The following is a 17830-nucleotide window of genomic DNA, read 5'->3' on the forward strand; positions in this document are numbered from 1 at the left end:
TTAAATAACAAGCCCCATTCTTAATAATTAAAGAATGGGGCATATTTTACGAATTTTGATTAAACTTATTCCTGTTCAGGGTTTAAAAGTATGGGGTTTCCAAAGCCCAGTTGCCCTAGTTTATCTAGTTGAGTCTTAGCATCACCAACAATTAAATAATACATCCGGTTTGGATTGATATATTTTTTTGCTAAATCCTGAATATTAAGAATATCCAACTTATTAACCAGTTCTTCTCTTTGCTTAATATAATCGTAATCACGATCGTAATTACTAATTTCACTAAGCATATTAAGTTTAGCATCTAAAGTTTCAAATTTACGCATGTTACTCTTTATCATATAGCTTTTAGTAACCTCCAGGTCATACTGATTAAAATTCTCTGGATAATTTTGCAATATATTCTTTACAAGTTTAGCAGCATCATCTGTAATATTGGTTCTTACACCGGTAGAAATCATAAACGAACCTGCATATTTATCTCCAAAAAATCCCGATCTAATGCCATATGTATAGCCTTTACCTTCCCGTAATTGCTGGGTAAGCTGGGAAGCAAAACTACCACCGCCCAACCGGTAATTCATTACTTCTGCCGGATAAAAATCTTTACTGGTAGCTGCCATCGCCGGTGAGCCAAACCTAAAAACAGATTGTTTCGCTCCCGGAATATCATAGAAATATACCTTCGATTTTTTTGGAAGTTCAGGTTTGGTAATCCTGGGCAACTGCACATTTTTTGCCGGCCAGTTTGCCGAAATTGATTTTAAAGCATCGGTGGCCTGACTTTTATCCACCGCACCCACCACTAAAAATTTGGTGCGCTGTGGTGTCAAATTTTCTTGGTAATAATCCTTTAGATCCTGAATGTTAATAGCCTCAACACTAGACTTAGTTCCAAGTATATTTTTAGATAGTATATTTCTTTCGCCATAGATCAGTTTTTGAAATTCCATATTGGCGATAACGTCTGGATTTGCTTTTTCTTCTTCAAGCTGGTTAAGCACCTGCTGTTTTGCCAGTTTAAATTCTTCTTCGTCCCATCTTGGGCGCAATAATATTTCTTCAACCAGAGCGATAGTTTCTGTAAAGTTTTTAGCCAAAGTACTACCGGAAACACTAATTTGAGTTTTGCTCGAATTAATCCTGATATGGGCACCTAACAAAGCGATGGCTTCTTCTAATTCTTCCGGGGTTTTATTCGCTGTTCCTTCCCCTAAAATTTCTGCCAGTAAATTAGAGACTCCAGTTTTGTTTGGGTTTTCCAAGAGTAATCCACCCTCCAACTGAAATTCAAATTTCACTAGGGGAACCTCGCTATTAGTGATTCCATAAACCTGCATTCCTGAAGGCATAAAATCTTTCCAAACTGCAGGAGTAGTAAGCTGTGGTGTGGCAGCATAGGGAGGCTCAAGACTTCTATCAAAGCTGGATGGAGTTTTTTCGTAATCGGCTTGTTGGGAGGCATCAAAATCCTCTTCAGCCCCTTCAACGATTTGCTCTTCATCAATTTCTGCGGGTTTAGAATTTTCCAGTGCTAATGTTTTTTGCCCTTTAGGTACAAAACTTGTAGCCACATAATTCTGATCTTTGATGTATTTATTAAAAACTTGCATCACGTCTTCCTTGCTTACCGCCAGGAGCTTGTTCATTTCTTTATTGATAAAGTTAGGATCGTTGGCAAAAATCTGATATTGGGCTAGCTTAAAGCCTTTTCCCAGGACGCTACTAATACTATTATAAAAACTGGTTTCCTGTCCGGCTTTTATACGTTTAAGGTCTTTATCTGAAATTCCGTTTTTGGCAAATTCAGCAAAAGTTTCTTCGATTGCCGCAGCTACACTATCTAAATCTTTTCCCTCGTAAGCTCTAACCTGAAGCAATAGTTCCCCGGCAAGTTCAGAGCTATAATTGTACATGTTAACAGATCCCGTGAATTCTTTTTCTTCTACAAGTTTTTTGTACAAAGGCGCATTTTTTCCGCTACTTAAATATTCAGCCAGAATAGAGAGGGCATAAGAATCTTCATGATACGAATAAACGCTAGGCCAAGCCATAGTTAATTCGGGCAGACGCGCAAAGTTGTCCTCGTAATACAATTTTTTGGTCTCCTCGAGATCTACTAATTGCTTTTCCTGTCTTTTAATTTCTTCTCCAGAAGGGATTTCATCAAAATATTTATGCACCCATTGTTTTGCCTTTTCTTTATCAAAATCACCGGCAATCGTTAAAATCACATTATTAGGGACATACCATTGATTATAGAAATCTTTTACATCCTGAAGTGTAGCATTTTGAAGATCCTCTAAACTACCAATGACCTGCCAGTTGTATGGATGATCTTTAGGATAAAGATTTTTGTCGATAACATACATCGTATGTCCATAAGGCCGGTTATCATAACTCTGTCTTTTTTCGTTTTTAACCACCTGCTTTTCTTTGGCCAAGACCGGTTTGGTTACCGTATTGATAAAGAAGCCTAATTTATCGGCTTCTGCCCAGATCATTTTTTCAAGAGCATCTTTAGGTACTGTTTGAAAAAAGTTGGTGCGATCGCGACTAGTCGATCCATTGGCACCAGAACCACCAATTCTTGCACTCATTTTATCGAGTCCGCCTTTACCCAGGTTCTCAGATTCCAGAAATAATAAATGCTCGAATAAATGAGCAAAACCGGTACGATTCTCTTTCTCTCTCGCCGATCCTACGTGTGCAGTTAGCGCCACTGCAACTACAGGATCTGAATGATCGGTATGCATAATAACGGTAAGGCCATTAGGCAATGTAAAACTTTCAAAGTTTACTTTTAGCGAACTATCTTCCTGCGCATTTAGCGTATAAACGAATAGCACATAAAAAAGTATAAGTATTTTTTTTAATGTCATTGTTTGAGTTTTCAGTGAACGGTTAACAGTTTACAGTTAGCCAGTAAAAAGTATAAAGTATTTATGTAATTTTGATTTGCTTTCCGAATTATAAAATATACTCAATTAAGTGATGAACGCCAACTCAGAGATTCAGCTAAAAACTAATTTAAGAATTGCTTGCTCATATCAGTTTTGGTGCATATTTCTTTTGGATCAGCTAGTTAAAACGTTATTCCCACAGAAACTCCATAGCCGTCGGCAGGATAATTATAGTTAACATCCTGGACTTCGCTGGTATAATAGGTTTTAGATTTTTTGAAAATTTCGATTGTATACTGAAAATTGTAATCACTCTCGAAATTATAGCCTACACCTAATTTGGCAGTCTGACCCGGTAAAAAGCTACCGATTTTTATGTTTTTCCCTGTATTCAATAGAACGAAAGGACTGTTAAGTCCGTAATCATAAAGGTTGAACCTAACTTCCAATATAGCTGGAATCGATTTGTATTCTTCATCAATATTAAAATTTATTCCAATTCCTGCAGACAAAATAAATTTTTTCAAAATAAAAATCCCGTGAAGAGAATTCAATTCAAAACCCCACCCTTTATTAAGCTTATTTTGTTGATGAATCAAAGTTCCTTCTGTGTTTTTATAAATTTCTAGGATATTTGTAGAAGTGTAAATTTTTTTATCTTCTTGGGCTTGAGTGAATAAAGGAAAGCAAAGTAATACTGAAATTATTATTATTTTTAAATTCAAATTTAAAGTGTTTATATGTTTTTTTAATGATAGTGCCAAGTACTGAGCATCGAGGAAAGCTGAATTAATTAATAACTAATCAACCATAAATAAGGCATTAGCAAAAAACAATTTACCATTCTGCCAGAACGATCTGAATAATGGATTATCTACCATGTAGATTACGCTACCGCGCCCCATATTTTCTTCAGCAAAAACAACAGAATTCTCAAGTGTTTTATAGGCTTCGCTTCCTACAAATCCAGAAACTACCTGAGGTTCCTGCATATAAGCAACATTATAACCTTTGCTAAGTATTCCATAATTACTACTGCCCAGTTTAAGACTGAAATACGTTTTATCATATCCAAAAGCCAGTGGATGCGTATTATCAACTGTGGTTTTAACAATACTTCCTGGACTATTATTTTTAATGCTTTCTCGTTGTCTCATGCTGTAAGGCGTAAGATTCGGCTTATCAGCATCATCTTTATTTTCCTCATCATGATTTTGTTTGATATTAAAACCATCTTTACCCGCAAAATAACCAACAGCTCTTCCAATGGTGATCATTTTTCCACCAGCGCGAACAAAGTCTTGTATCTTTTTTACAGCATTTTCACCTAACACGCTTGCGTAATAACCTTCCGGGATTATTAAAATATCGTAAGAATCAAGATCGATTCGGTTAAAATAATCGGTACCGATAGCGGTTACAGGATAATCTAATTCCTGCTCAAAGAAATACCAGATTTCCCCGTAATTAAGGGAAGAAGTCCCTTCACCGCGAAGAATGGCAATTTTAGGATTACCGATTAATTTTACATCTGGAGATCCAAAATCGGGTCCGCTGGTTACAAAACTTGTATTGGCTATGGTCAGTTCTCTTTTTAATTCATTTGCGGTTGCAATCACAATTTCATTAAAATCTTCGAGATTTTTATTATCACTTTTTGTAATAATTAAACTACCAGCACTAAATTTTTTCCCTTCCGAAGAAAAAGGAAGTTCGCTAAACCTAACTTTTACATTCTGCTTTAATAAAGCCGCTAAAAATTCGGCATCTTTCATGCTATTCCATTTGGCGATATATCCTGCACCTTCAGCATTTACTGTATTATTTATATTCGATGTTTCCGTAGTATTTTTTCCGGAATAAGCTTTAGTACTTGCAACAGCATTTAAACCATAGGCATAAGCTAAGCTCCATGCCGTGATGTCATAGGTGATCGAGTCGTTTAATTTTGTTTTAGGTTCAAAAAGTACTTCAACCATATGTCCTTTTGGTTGTTGGGTGCTCACCAGTAAGGTTTGATCTGTGGTGATTAAATTTCCATCTTTGTTTTCAGTAAAGCTGTACCCTGATATTTTTTCGCCAGATCTGGCGTTAGAATATTTAATTTCATGACGATCTAATAATTCTTTTAAAGCATCAATTTTGTCTTTATCGCCATTAAGTGCAAAAGTTTGATATTTTCTATCAAGATCGCTAAAATAATTACTGAATTCTTGTGAAAGTTCTTCTGCATTTTTTGACGCCATTTCTATGGTCGATATTCCTGTAGTAAAATGGTGTTCAATTCGGTCTTTTAAGGTTAAAATATAACCCTGGTCGGTTTTGATTCCTAATCCGCCACGGCCATGACCTGCCTGTTCGTAGGTCATCCCAATAGCTCCCATATATGTTGGATAGGTGTCACCATAACTTGGATAAAGCAAATCAAAACTTTCTTTAGTGAAAAATAACCATCCTTCTTTATCAAAATATTTAGCGTTGTTTTTACCAATTCTTGTCTGGAAGTCTCTTTGAAAAGGCGTAATAATATCATGGAATGGCTCGGCTGCGGGAGCAAAATAATAGGGGTTGTTAATTCCCTGTTCATGAAAATCGACATGAATATGCGGCATCCACTGATTATAGATTTTTAAACGGCTTTTTGTTTCAACCTGTGTGGCCCAAACCCAATCACGGTTTAGGTCGTATAAATAATGGTTAGGCCTGCCACCGGGCCATGGCTCGTAATGTTCAGCAGCATCTTGTGAAGTACTAAATGGCGTTTGCTTTACCTGGTTATACCAGTTGGCATAACGATCACGTCCATCGGGATTCACACAAGGATCGATAATAACGATGGTGTTTTTTAACCAGTCCTGCTTTTCAGTAATAAGATTATAAAGGGTTTTCATCGAAGCTTCCGTACTAGATGCTTCATTACCATGCACGTTATAACTTAACCAAACGATGGCTTTATCGGTTGTGGGAGTGCCGTCTAAGATGCCGGTTTGGCGCAAGTGATTTTTTCTGATTTCCTCGATGTTTCCAAGATTTTCTTTTGTAGAAATCACGGCATAGGTAAGTGGTCGTCTTTCATTGGTTTTACCGTAAGTGTGATAAGTAACTAAAGGAGATTTTTCTGCGATATATTTAAAATAATCTACAACATCGGCATGTCTTGAAAATTGGCTTCCAAGTTCATATCCTAAAAAATCTGAGGGTGATTTTACCTGTGCTTTTACATTTACAAAACTCAGGATCGTAAAGGTAATTAGGAGTAATTTATTCTTCATAAAATGAGTGAGGGGTTTAATTAATTGTAGTAAAGATAGGGTAGACAGGGGAATTAACTAAAATTTAGTGGATAAAAGTTATATCTTCGGTATCTTAGCAAACTCAAAAAAAGTGTATGCCTACTGATTGTATTTCGTATTCCGAAACCAATTATTTTTCCAAACTTATTTTGGATTACCTGGAAAAGAAGGAAGAATTATCTCCATTTTATCATCGATTTCCTGAAATTGGAAATTTTGAAGCTCAAATTAAAGAAAAGCAACAAAGTTTTTCTTCGGAAAATAGAAAGGTTCTGGTAGAAAGCCTTAAGAAACAATACAACGGAGTTGAAATTTCTGATGCTACCTTGGACAATATTGAAGCACTTTCTAAAGACACTACATTTACCATCACCACCGGACATCAACTAAATTTGTTTACCGGGCCGCTGTATTTTTTATATAAGATCATTTCAGTAATCAATCTTACTAAAATCCTTAAAAAGAAGCATCCGGAATATGATTTTGTACCGATTTACTGGATGGCTACTGAAGATCATGATTTTGCTGAAATTAATTATTTTAATTTAAACGGGAAGAAATTTCAATGGAATTCTACAGAAAAAGGTGCGGGTATTGATGCGGTAGGTTATTTATCAACGGAAGGCCTGAAGGAGGTTTTTGAACTGTTTTCCTCAGAAATTGGGGGTGGTAAGGATGCTGAATATTTGAAATTCTTGTTTAAAAACACCTATTTAAAACACAGCAATTTAACTGAGGCAACACGTTATCTGGCCAATGAACTTTTTAAGGAATATGGGCTAGTCATTATGGGCGCACAACAACCCGAACTTAAAAAATTGTTTATTCCTTTTGCTGAAAATGAATTGCTTGAGCAACGCTCTTTTAAAACAACTAAAGAAAACACCGAAAAATTATCCAATCTAGGCTATAATGTACAGGTGAATCCACGTGAAATCAACCTTTTCTATTTAAATAATGGGTATCGTGAACGTATTATAAAACGAGACGGAAGATTTTATGTACACGAGAAGCAAATAGAATGGACTAAAGAGGAGATTATTGCTGAGTTGCATGAGCAACCGCAGCATTTTAGCCCAAACGTGATGATGCGACCACTTTTTCAGGAAGTTATTTTGCCTAACTTATGTTATATCGGTGGTGGCGGCGAATTGGCTTACTGGATGGAATTAAAAGATTATTTTGAAGCTGAAAACGTGCCTTTCCCGATGCTACTGCTGCGAAATTCAGCCTTACTACAAACCGAAAAGCAAAAAGAAAAGCGGAAGAAATTAGATATTTCTAACAAAGAACTTTTTTTAAAGCAGCACGAATTAATCAATAGAAAAGTTCGTAAAATATCGAATATCGATATTGATTTCAGCAAACAAAAGGAATATTTGGTAAATCAGTTTCAAGAAATGTACGATTTAGCTGAAAAAACCGATAAATCTTTTCTTGGTGCAGTCAAGGCACAGGAAGTAAAACAATTAAAAGGATTAGATCATCTGGAAAAACGATTGCTGAAAGCGCAAAAACGAAAATTAAAAGATGAGGTAAGCCGAATCGCAGCTTTACAAAATCAACTTTTCCCCAATAAGAGTTTACAAGAGCGACAAACCAATTTTTCTGAAGTTTATGCCATGTACGGTCAGGAGCTTTTAGATACACTTTTTGAGCATTTAAATCCTTTAGAACAACATTTTAAAATTCTCACTTTTGGAACAAAATAAGATGCATACGATAGATATGGATCTGGTAGAAATGACGCTAGACGTTATGAAATATACCATAGATCGTATCTCGAATATAACACCAGAGCTTGGCGCTCCTAAAAAGGAAGAAGAATTATTACGAATTGTAGGGGAGACCATCACACCCAATGGGATTGGAGGGGAGAATGCCTTTAAACTTTTTAAAGATGTTCTGGTAAAGGCCTGTGTGCCTATTGATCATCCAAGGCATTTAGCTTTTGTTCCTGCAGCACCAACCCGGGCAGCTATTATGTTCGATTTGGTAACCTCGGCTTCCAGTATTCATGGCGCATATTGGATGGAAGGTGCCGGTGGAATTTTTTGTGAAAACCAGGCGATGAAATGGCTGGTTTCTCTTACCGGTTTGCCGGAAACCGCATTTGGGGTTTTTACCAGTGGCGGTACGGCAGCAAATCTCTCGGCTATGGTTGCGGCAAGGGAAGAATGGCGAAGAAGATCTTCAGATAATGTAAGTGTACGCGGATTGCTATTAACTTCAGATGGGGCACATAGTTCGGTACAGGCTATGGCTAAGGTTATTGATGCCGATGTAGTGATGATCGATAATCACGATGAAAGGATCACTGGCGCAGAACTTCGTAGAGCGATTGAAGAGCTTGAAGAAAAAGATAGAAAACGTTTATTTGCGGTTGTGGCTACCGGAGGAACAACCAATGCCGGAATAATAGATGAACTGGATTCTATAGCTAGTGTTTGCGAACAGGAAAATGTTTGGTTTCATGTAGACTGTGCTTACGGTGGTGGCGCTTTAGCAGCAAATTCAGTTCGACATTTATTTAACGGTATCGAAAAAGCCGATAGCATTACGATAGATCCTCATAAATGGCTTTTTTCTCCCTATGATTGTGGGGCGGTAATTTATAAGGATTTAAAACATGCCAAAAATGCCCATTCTCAAAAAGGAGCGTATTTAGAAATTTTTAAAGATGAAGGGGCACAGGGCTTTAATCCAGCAGATTATCAAATTCAATTAACACGTCGTGTACGCGGTATGCCTTTGTGGTTTTCTTTGGCCATGCACGGAACAGATAAATATAAGCAGGCCATTGAACGAGGTATTGAGCTTGCTAAAATTGCTGAGAACAAAATAAATGAAAGCGAGCATGTTGAGGTGGTGCGACCTTCTAGCTTATCGGTGGTTTTATTTAGAAGAAAAGACTGGACGCCAGATCAATATAAAGACTGGACCTATAAAAATCACAATTCTGGTTTCGCATTGGTTACGCCAACCACCTGGAAAAAAGAAACAGTAGCGCGTTTCTGCTTTATCAATCCAGATACAACGGAAGACGATATCGATAAGATCCTAGCATCGATGAAATAGGATTCGGTTGAAGCAATAAAGCATTTAACTAATAAACTCAGCTCCAACCTTGATCTTTCTTGAGGTTGCGATCAATTTTTTGTGCATAATAAAGCTTTTGATGTTTTTGTTCATTTAAAAGTAAAGTCCTCGTTGGAGGCTTCTTGGTTCCTTCACGTTAGAGCTTTTATAATTATAATATATCCTGCCTTATCCATAAAACGACCTAAATGGAGAGATTTTTTAATTTTTTCTTTTACATCGTTGCTCAGAAAGTCCGATTCATAATCATTGCGTTGTGTTAATCCATAACATGAGGAATATAACCAGATTTATTTATAGATCATTAGATATAAATAAAATTGTGTATATAATAAAAGATGATCATCTTTCTTAGATAGCCTTTGTTTTATGAATATCGATAAAAGTTAGAATATTCCGGTGCCGATGAATATCGATGTCACTTCGAAAGTTTTAATATTTTTCGGTTTATACCCGGGAACTATTAAAGTAGCTAGCGGTTAATAATGACTATTTTTTATAAAGTACATGATTTATGATACTATTTTATGTCTTCTTAATTTTTAAAAAAGCATAGTTTTCTTCAGAAATGTTTTAACTTAAAATCCGTAAAAATAAAAGCATAAATTTAATTAATGATTTATATAGAATATATAAATAAAAATATATAAATTATGTTTTAGACATTTGCAACGATAAATAATTTAAATCTGAAAATATTCGTGAAAGCTCAACAAGTGAACGCAAACAAAAAATCTACGGGCCTTTTTTCATTAGCAAACCTGGTGCTTTGGGCACTTTTTGCGGCTAATCTGTTATTTATAATTATTTCTTACTCTAACTTACCGGAATGGAAATTTGGAGGGATTATTTATATCAATAGTTTTAGTTTTCTAATCTGGACAGTTGTATTATTCTTTGCGGCACTTATCACTAGCTATTCCAAAAATTACCTGGTAGGATTTAAATTTAGGAGAAGTTTTATTTTAAATTGTTTGGGCTTTACACTTTCAGTTATAAGTCTGGTTATGGCTAATCATATCCTCCTGTTTTTAGGCTGTTGGGTGTTTATGGGAGTTTTTATGGCCAATTTAATAGGTGTTAATAAAGATTGGCCGGAGGCCAAAGCGGCTGCAATTTACGCGCAGAAATTTTTTCTCTTAGGTTCTTTTTGCCTTGGGGTGGGATTATTTTTATTGGCCTGGTATACCAATGAATATACCATCGTACAAATAAGTGAGCAGGTAGATGATTTACCTTTATTTGCCAAAATTGGTGCAGCCTTAGCCCTAATATTAGCAGCCATTATTCAATCAGCCATATTTCCGTTTCAGCGCTGGTTAATGTCGGTGATGACTTCACCTACGCCAGCTTCAGCCTTAATGCACGCCGGTTTTGTGAACGGAGGCGGAATTTTACTGGCCTTCTTTTCAAGCTTGCTTTTTGCTTCTAACACCTTAACGATCCTTTTTGTGGTAGGCGGTATTACCGCAGTTACGGCGCAGTTTACCAAACTTCTGCAGGTAAATATCAAGCAAAAATTAGCTTGTTCTACCATCGCACAAATGGGCTTTATGATTATGCAATGTGGTTTGGGGTTTTTTAATGCGGCTGTAGCTCACCTTATTTTACACGGCTTTTACAAGGCTTATCTATTCCTTTCAGCAGGTGAAGAAATTAAAAAAAGTGAACCTTCTTCAAGATTAAAAATAAAAATAAAAGCAGCAGAGGCGTTTGCGGTACTAATTTTTGGAAGTTTGGGTGCCATTCTGTTTTCTTTCTTAACCGGTAAAGGGACCAGTGCCGATAGCGGAATTATTTTAACGCTGGTTGTAGCCATAACGGTAGGTCAAGTAGCTTATAACATTTTTAAAGAGAAGAGTTTGACAACCTATCAAAAAGTATTTTATCCCACACTCATGTTTGTGTTGGGTATCGTTTTGTATGCAGGGCTTTATAATGCGGTTACCTACTTAATGCATCCATTACCACTAATTGATAATCCTGTAGATATTTCTTGGGTCCATATCGTTTTTGGAATTGTATTTTTAATTGGCTTTTTCTTAATGAAATTAGGGGTTTACCAAAAATATCCCTGGCTTTACCTCAAGTTAATCAATGATTCGCAACCCCATCATAAAACTATTTTCAATTCAAAAAATAATTAGGATGCGAACCTTATTCATATCCCGATGATTATCTGAAACTAGTGAAAAGCAATAAACCAATTAATATCTATTGATCGCTTTAAAAGTTTAGCATCCAATGTTTAATCTAAATGTATTCTCGTGAAAACAACTGAATGGAAAAAATCCCTGGAAGAAATCTCTAAAATCGTAGATAAAACTTCGCCATTATATGCTTATATAACCTCCAATCAACTTTCAGGTTTTGAGGAATATCATTTTAAGGAAGCCGTAAGCAGAGCTTCCACATTTTATAATGCGCATGGATATCCTAATGCCGAAGTATTCAGGGAAGCGCTGGATAGCAGAGAACTTTATAGTGCTGAATTAGAGAATTTATTAATAGAAAATGGCTATCAGGATTCTATAGAAGCTTATCTAAAGATTCTTGGTCAGGTTTCAGCAATAAAAGAACAGCCGGATAACTTAAAACTAAATAGATTAATGCTCAAGTGGCTTTCTATTTTTATGGATGAAGGCGTGGCAGAATGGCCTATGCCCAACAGGGAAAAGGGTTTTTATAAAGCCTGGTTAGGTTTAGCCAAATACGACAAGGACTATCAAATATATAAAGATACGCCACAAACAGCTACTGCAGCTTTAGACCAATTATTTCAGAATTTTTCTAAAGAAGAGGTACAAAATAGCATTCAGTTTCATTTAACCAGTCTGCCGGGATGGGTGGGGTATATCAAACAACGCCAAACTTCAGACTCGGGATGGAGAAAAAAAGCGCCCATTACTATTTTGGAGTACTTGGCGGTTAGGCTTACGATTGCAGAAAAATTAAACTTACTTATAGATGTAGCACCTGCTTTTGAAACTGCCAATGAACAACAGGAACTGTCTTATTTGTTTCTAAAAGCCTGGGAAATAAGCTGGCAAAAAGAGCTTACTGAAAAATATATCCATAATCGAGTGCCTGAAACAAACAATAACATACCAGATGCACAAATGGTGTTTTGTATCGATACACGGTCTGAACTGATAAGAAGAAAAATTGAAGAAACAGGCAATTATGAAACATTTGGATATGCAGGTTTCTTTGGCATCGCAATGGATTATAAAAGCACTGAAGATGGTTTAACAAGAAAATCCTGCCCTCCAATTCTGAATTCTGCTTACAAGGTTTCTTATGATGTAAAACCAGGAAAAGAGACTCAGGCAAAAGCTTATAAAAAGCAACTCAAAAAAATCAAGTTTAAAAACTATTTCTTTAAAAGATTGAAAAATATGCTGCCTTCTGCCTTTGGGTATGTAGAGGGGACAGGAATTCTTTATGGTTTGTCTTTGCTTGGTAGAACCTTGCTACCTACCAAATACCATAAACTAATGAACGGTGATAAGATAGCTTCAGAAAAAAGCTACGAGCCTAAACTGGCAAAAAAGGAGCATAAACACGATATTTCTTTAGAAGAAAAAGTAAGCCTTGTAAAAGCCACTTTTGATTTAACCGGTTGGAAAATCTTTGCTCCCGTTATCATTTTTACCGGTCACGGTAGTCACACTTCTAATAATCCATTTGCTTCCAGTTTAGATTGCGGTGCCTGTGCAGGAAACCCTGGAAGGCACAATGCACGGACTTTAGCCTCTATTGCTAATGAAAAAGAAGTAAGGCTAGCATTAAAAAATAATTTTGGAATCGATATACCGGAAAATACAATTTTCCTGGGAGCCGAGCATAATACGGTTACCGATGAAATAGAGATCTTTGATACCGAATTTGCTCCAAATCATAAAGAAGCACTTTTGAAAATTACTGAAAGTCTGAAGCTGGCACAGCTAGAAGCGAGCCGCGAACGACTGGGAAGCAAAAAAGAGAGTTTAAAGTTAGCTCACAAAAAATCACATAACTGGTCGGAAACCAGACCTGAATGGGGCTTGGCCAAAAATGCCAGTTTTATCATTGCCCCAAGGGGACTTACCAAAGGGCTCAATTTAAACGGGAGATGTTTTCTGCAATCTTACGATTGGAAAACCGATAAAGACGGAACTGCTTTATCTGCAATCATGCAAGGACCTATGGTGGTTACCCAATGGATTAATAATCACTATTACTTTAGCACAGTAGACAATGAAAAATTTGGTGCAGGCTCTAAAATTACCCATAATATAACCGGCAAGTTTGGGGTGATGCAGGGGAATGGAAGTGATTTAACCAAAGGTTTACCCTTGCAATCTTTAAAGCGTAGTGATTCAGAGATGTATCATCAGCCTTTACGATTATCGGTCGTAATTGAAACACCTACGAATAGGGTAGAAAAGATTTTAGAAGAACAACCTCACTTAAAAAACTTACTGGATAACGAATGGATTTACTTACTGGTAATCAATCCTGAAGAAAACCGTGAAATAAAGCGTTATGCTCCTGGTTTAAACTGGGAAAACCTGGATAACAATTCGACAACTGACGATGTAAAACTTGCTGTTTAAATCGTATAAACCTGAGTTGGATTTAAGAAGCACCAGAGACAGAGTGAAATCTGTGTAAAAGATTTTATATAGAAGCTTCCATTTTGATACAAAATCAATACAATGGTCTATTCATAATATAAAATTTTTCCTGGTAATCTAATAAGTAGATAACCAGGAAAAATTTGCTTCATTAATACTTTCAATATGTTTGGTAAGAAAATCTAAATATGCGACAGCCGCAGGTGAAAATTTTTTGCCTTTTAACCAGATTAAATTCCATGAGGTTACAATGGGTAGTTTTTGGATAGGCACAATTTGTATCTGGTTGTTCTTTATTTCATTCTCTAAACCAATTATAGGCATAATGCTATAGCCCAGTCCCGCCAAGACCGCTTGTTTTACCGCTTCATTAGAAGTAAGCTGAATTTTTTTGGTTACTGGAATTTTATTCTGACTTATAAATTTTTCCATAGCCTGTCGGGTAGCAGAACCTTCTTCCCTATAAATCAGAGGTAAGTTTTCAGGAATTATTTGGCCTTTGATTGGCACCGATTTTATTAAAGAAGGACTACCAAACAAGAAAAGTTTATTGTCTATAAAGGTTCTTTTTTCGACTTGTAAATTTTCCGGTAGTACAGAAACCAAAGCAAAATCTACTTCATTTCTTTCTAAAGCTTCCAATACCTGATAACGGTTGGTTACATCCATAAACAGGTTGACACCATTATGTTTGCTTAAAAAGGGAGCTAAATAAAAAGGCATCACATATTTGCCTGTAGAAACTACGGCTATAGTAAGTTGTCCTGCCAGTTTACCTTTAAAAGCCAAAGATTTATACTTCATATTTTCAACCTCCAATAAAATTTTTTCAGCGGCTTTGGCAATTTCTTCACCATAAGGGGTAACGTATAATTGTCTGCCAATAACTTCGGTTAGTGGGATATCAAACTGATCCTGAAAATTTTTTAGCTGAATGGAAACTGCGGGCTGCGTAAGATGCAGCGATTCTGAAGCTTTTGTAATACTTTTCAACTCCGCTATTTTTAAAAATATCTTTAGTTGATTTAAAGTATAGTTCATAAAATTAATTAATGTATCGTATAGTAAATATAAATAATAACTTATGAATTTCATCATTATATTTACTTCTTAAAAAAGCAGATATGGACGACTTTAATGAAGTTAAGTTAATCACCGGGGAATTTAAGCCCGGCGAAGCCGAAGAAATTTTATTTAGCATTATTGAAGATAAGATACGCTTTAACAGCAGGCAAATATTTAGTTATGAAGAACGTGGGATCGACGGAGCAGAACGCTATAACAAGAGGATAGAGGAACTACAGCAGTCTAAAGACAAAATCGCAGCTATTATTAATCGTAGCAAAGCGGAAAATAAAATCTTAAGTATAGAAAGTTCTATTGTTATTAAAGAGAAGCCGGAAATTACAGATAACTAAAAAATTATGAAAATGTTTTTTCAACATCTAATGCATGGAGTTTTACTACCAAAATACATCAAAATTTAGTAGCAAGTCTTTATTGAAAACATCTTCTATCAGATCTGACAAAACAAAGCTGTTGATAATCGCGCATACAAAAGCTAAATAATAACAGCATATTCTTTTGTATAACAATTATTCAATTACACGATCAACTATCTGAATTACTCCATTTACAGCCTGAATATTTGGCGTAATAATATTTATGATCTCATTATTTTCCAATTTGATTTTTGGACCGTTATCTTCGTAAAAGTTCAGTAGTGCACCACTATTTGCAGTAACCTGCAGTGAATCTTCAATAGCTTCGGTCCGTACATTTTCTTGCGGAATGATATGATTATCAATAATTTTTTGCAGGTTAGCCTGTGGAATATCGTTAATAACAGCATAATTGTTTTCTGATAAGTAATTTGCGATAGCTTCTTCTGAGGCCTGAAGAATAGTGAACACCGCATCTTCATCTTCCAATCGGGCCAAATAATTTTCAGAAGTGGATTCAGATAAAATATTGGCAAAACTATCATCTGAACTTTGCTGGCTAACCAATAAAAAATCAGTTATACTGGGTAAGGACAAAAAAGTACTGATAGGGTTCAGATATCCATTATCCAGTAAAATATTACCCTGAGATACTACTACTTCAGCTTCATTATTGATATAAAAGCTATCATCTAAAGTTGAAGTATACATGCTAAGCAATCTATCTGAAGCATTCCCAGTCCCCAGACTTCGTATATACCCATCTGGAAATTCACTTAACTTACTCGCTCCCGGCTGTATATGATAACGAAGATAATTTTCTAGTTCCTTTAGAGGAACGTCATTGATATTGGTATAATCATTTTCAGAAAGGAAACTATTGAATGCCGAATTATTTGGGGCGAAAATTGTGTACTGTTGCATCGTACTATTTAAAACTGAATCCAGGCTCGTGCGATTTAAAGCAGTGGCTAAAACCGAATAATTAGAATTATTAAGAATAAAATTGTTTATCGTATTATCAGGAATAATGACATCGCCGGGATCATCTGATGTACCGCAGGAGATTATTATGCTGCAAAAAATAAAAATTAGTATGATCTTTGCTAATTTCAGAATAAATTTCATCAATTTTAGTTTTAAATAAAGACTAAAATAAGCAGAGAATAATTAATATTTGTGTAATCTCTGTTAATATGAAAAACCTGATTGAGGCTTTTAAAATTGGAAAACCAATTATACCCATCTTGATAAAATATTGGTTTCGAAGAGTTAAAGCTATATTGAAAGATTCAATTTTTCAAAACCCAATGTTTAAACTAAATTTATTCGCTTAAAAATCAACAAAATAATGAGCTTATTTCATTTAACTTCAAAAAGGCTAATATCTAAAATCGCAATTTTGAGCTTACTTTTTTTGACTCTGCAAAACTTAAATGCTCAGGAGGGACCAAATTTGAATGATGCGCAGGGCAAAAGGCACGGCGAATGGAAAGTAAATTTTCCTGGAAGCAATCAAACTAAATTCGAAGGAACCTTTAATCATGGAAAGGAAACGGGAAAGTTCAAATTCTATAAAAAAGGTTACGAAAAGCATCCAAGTGCAATTATGGATTTTGATACTGGTAGCGATTCTATTGCGGTAAAGTATTACACCCAGCAGGGAGAGGTAATTAGCGAGGGAATGATGCTGAATAAAAAAAGAGCGGGCAAATGGATCACGTACCATCATAAAAGTGACCAAATAATGATGACGGAATATTACAAAAATGATGAGTTAAATGGTTTGCAAACCACTTATTTTAAAAATGGAAAAGTAGGAGAAAAGACAAATTACCTTAACGGAATTAAAAATGGAAGCAGTCAGATTTACGCAGATAATGGGCAGCTTTTACAAGATCTTAATTATAAAAATGGAGAATTAGACGGTCATCAAACTTATTATAATCCTGAAGGTAGTTTAGTGGCAGAAGGTGATTATAAAAACGGGAGACGAATTGAAGATCAACAAAGAAAATAATAATATCATTCAGGCCTAACTCAACCCGGTGATCATGATTATCGAGTAAAATTAGATACAAATCAAAAGGTGGCTTTCGTCCAGTCATGGTCGGAAGATTATTCTTCCGACTTTTTTGTTATAAAGACTTTTTTCTTAATTATAATACCGAAGGAAATATATGAATAACCTACTGATTATCAGATAAATAACTTGCTTTTATTCTTTGTTTTTTGTATCTTTAATATTGATAATCAGTCTTATATGTCAGTTTTTAAAGATCATAAGGTAACTGTAAATGAGTTACTTCAAGTTATACCTGAAGCCCTGTTACCCCAACTAGCTACCCAGACGAAAGTCGATCATTATTCAAAGGTCCTTCATGGTAAAAAAATGTTTTATCTTTTATTGTTCGGGATCCTGGATAATGAAAAATTGAGCCAACGTACGCTAGAGGATACCTTCAATGATTCTG

General features: G+C 35.6%; 11 protein-coding genes and 1 pseudogene. 7 read left to right on the top strand and 5 right to left on the bottom strand.

All coding sequences use genetic code 11. The features are described 5' to 3' along the window. Positions 1 to 65: 65 nt before the first annotated feature. The 3 genes from AC13DP_RS15955 to AC13DP_RS15965 all read right to left on the bottom strand — a co-directional run bounded on the left by AC13DP_RS15955 (position 66) and on the right by AC13DP_RS15965 (position 6175). Positions 66 to 2882, bottom strand: coding sequence for a M16 family metallopeptidase (locus AC13DP_RS15955; RefSeq protein WP_483068102.1), 2817 nt, complete (start codon positions 2880 to 2882; stop codon positions 66 to 68). A 203-nt stretch (positions 2883 to 3085) separates the two neighbouring features. Further along, the gene (locus tag AC13DP_RS15960; protein ID WP_228251208.1) at positions 3086 to 3628 is read right to left on the bottom strand and encodes a hypothetical protein; all 543 of its coding nucleotides are present in this window, start codon (positions 3626 to 3628) and stop codon (positions 3086 to 3088) included. 75 nt (positions 3629 to 3703) lie between these two features. After that, positions 3704 to 6175, bottom strand: a complete 2472-nt coding sequence (locus AC13DP_RS15965; RefSeq protein ID WP_483068103.1) for a M14 family metallopeptidase — start codon at positions 6173 to 6175, stop codon at positions 3704 to 3706. Between the two features lie 116 nt (positions 6176 to 6291). Here AC13DP_RS15965 and bshC point away from each other — a divergent pair, with 116 nt between their 5' ends. The 4 genes from bshC (at position 6292) to AC13DP_RS15985 (ending at position 13893) form a co-directional block, all read left to right on the top strand. Further along, positions 6292 to 7908 carry a bacillithiol biosynthesis cysteine-adding enzyme BshC gene (bshC, locus tag AC13DP_RS15970; protein ID WP_483068104.1) on the top strand — a complete coding sequence of 539 codons (1617 nt, stop codon included), beginning with the start codon at positions 6292 to 6294 and terminating at the stop codon, positions 7906 to 7908. 1 nt (position 7909) lies between these two features. After that, a complete protein-coding gene (locus tag AC13DP_RS15975; RefSeq protein WP_272959162.1) occupies positions 7910 to 9274 on the top strand; it encodes a pyridoxal phosphate-dependent decarboxylase family protein in 1365 nt (454 codons plus the stop codon). A gap of 737 nt (positions 9275 to 10011) precedes the next feature. Beyond that, the gene (locus AC13DP_RS15980; protein WP_347406617.1) at positions 10012 to 11442 is read left to right on the top strand and encodes a proton-conducting transporter transmembrane domain-containing protein; all 1431 of its coding nucleotides are present in this window, start codon (positions 10012 to 10014) and stop codon (positions 11440 to 11442) included. 120 nt (positions 11443 to 11562) lie between these two features. Further along, positions 11563 to 13893, top strand: a complete 2331-nt coding sequence (locus AC13DP_RS15985) for a DUF2309 domain-containing protein (protein WP_347406616.1) — start codon at positions 11563 to 11565, stop codon at positions 13891 to 13893. A gap of 138 nt (positions 13894 to 14031) precedes the next feature. Here the strand turns inward: AC13DP_RS15985 and AC13DP_RS15990 are convergent, their stop codons facing one another. After that, positions 14032 to 14955, bottom strand: a complete 924-nt coding sequence (locus tag AC13DP_RS15990) for a LysR family transcriptional regulator (RefSeq protein ID WP_347406615.1) — start codon at positions 14953 to 14955, stop codon at positions 14032 to 14034. Between the two features lie 83 nt (positions 14956 to 15038). Between AC13DP_RS15990 and AC13DP_RS15995 the strand changes: the two genes are divergently transcribed. Then, positions 15039 to 15332, top strand: coding sequence for a hypothetical protein (locus AC13DP_RS15995; RefSeq protein WP_013072342.1), 294 nt, complete (start codon positions 15039 to 15041; stop codon positions 15330 to 15332). Between the two features lie 177 nt (positions 15333 to 15509). Here the strand turns inward: AC13DP_RS15995 and AC13DP_RS16000 are convergent, their stop codons facing one another. Next, entirely contained in the window at positions 15510 to 16484 is a 975-nt protein-coding gene (locus AC13DP_RS16000) for a fasciclin domain-containing protein (protein ID WP_347406614.1), read from the bottom strand. A 274-nt stretch (positions 16485 to 16758) separates the two neighbouring features. Here AC13DP_RS16000 and AC13DP_RS16005 point away from each other — a divergent pair, with 274 nt between their 5' ends. Both AC13DP_RS16005 and AC13DP_RS16010 read left to right on the top strand, forming a co-directional pair. Then, positions 16759 to 17376 carry a toxin-antitoxin system YwqK family antitoxin gene (locus AC13DP_RS16005; RefSeq protein ID WP_347406613.1) on the top strand — a complete coding sequence of 206 codons (618 nt, stop codon included), beginning with the start codon at positions 16759 to 16761 and terminating at the stop codon, positions 17374 to 17376. Between the two features lie 243 nt (positions 17377 to 17619). Further along, positions 17620 to 17830 (top strand): annotated as a pseudogene (locus AC13DP_RS16010) (IS4 family transposase); the annotation flags it as partial.

Source organism: Zunongwangia sp. L-65, from assembly GCF_056859415.1.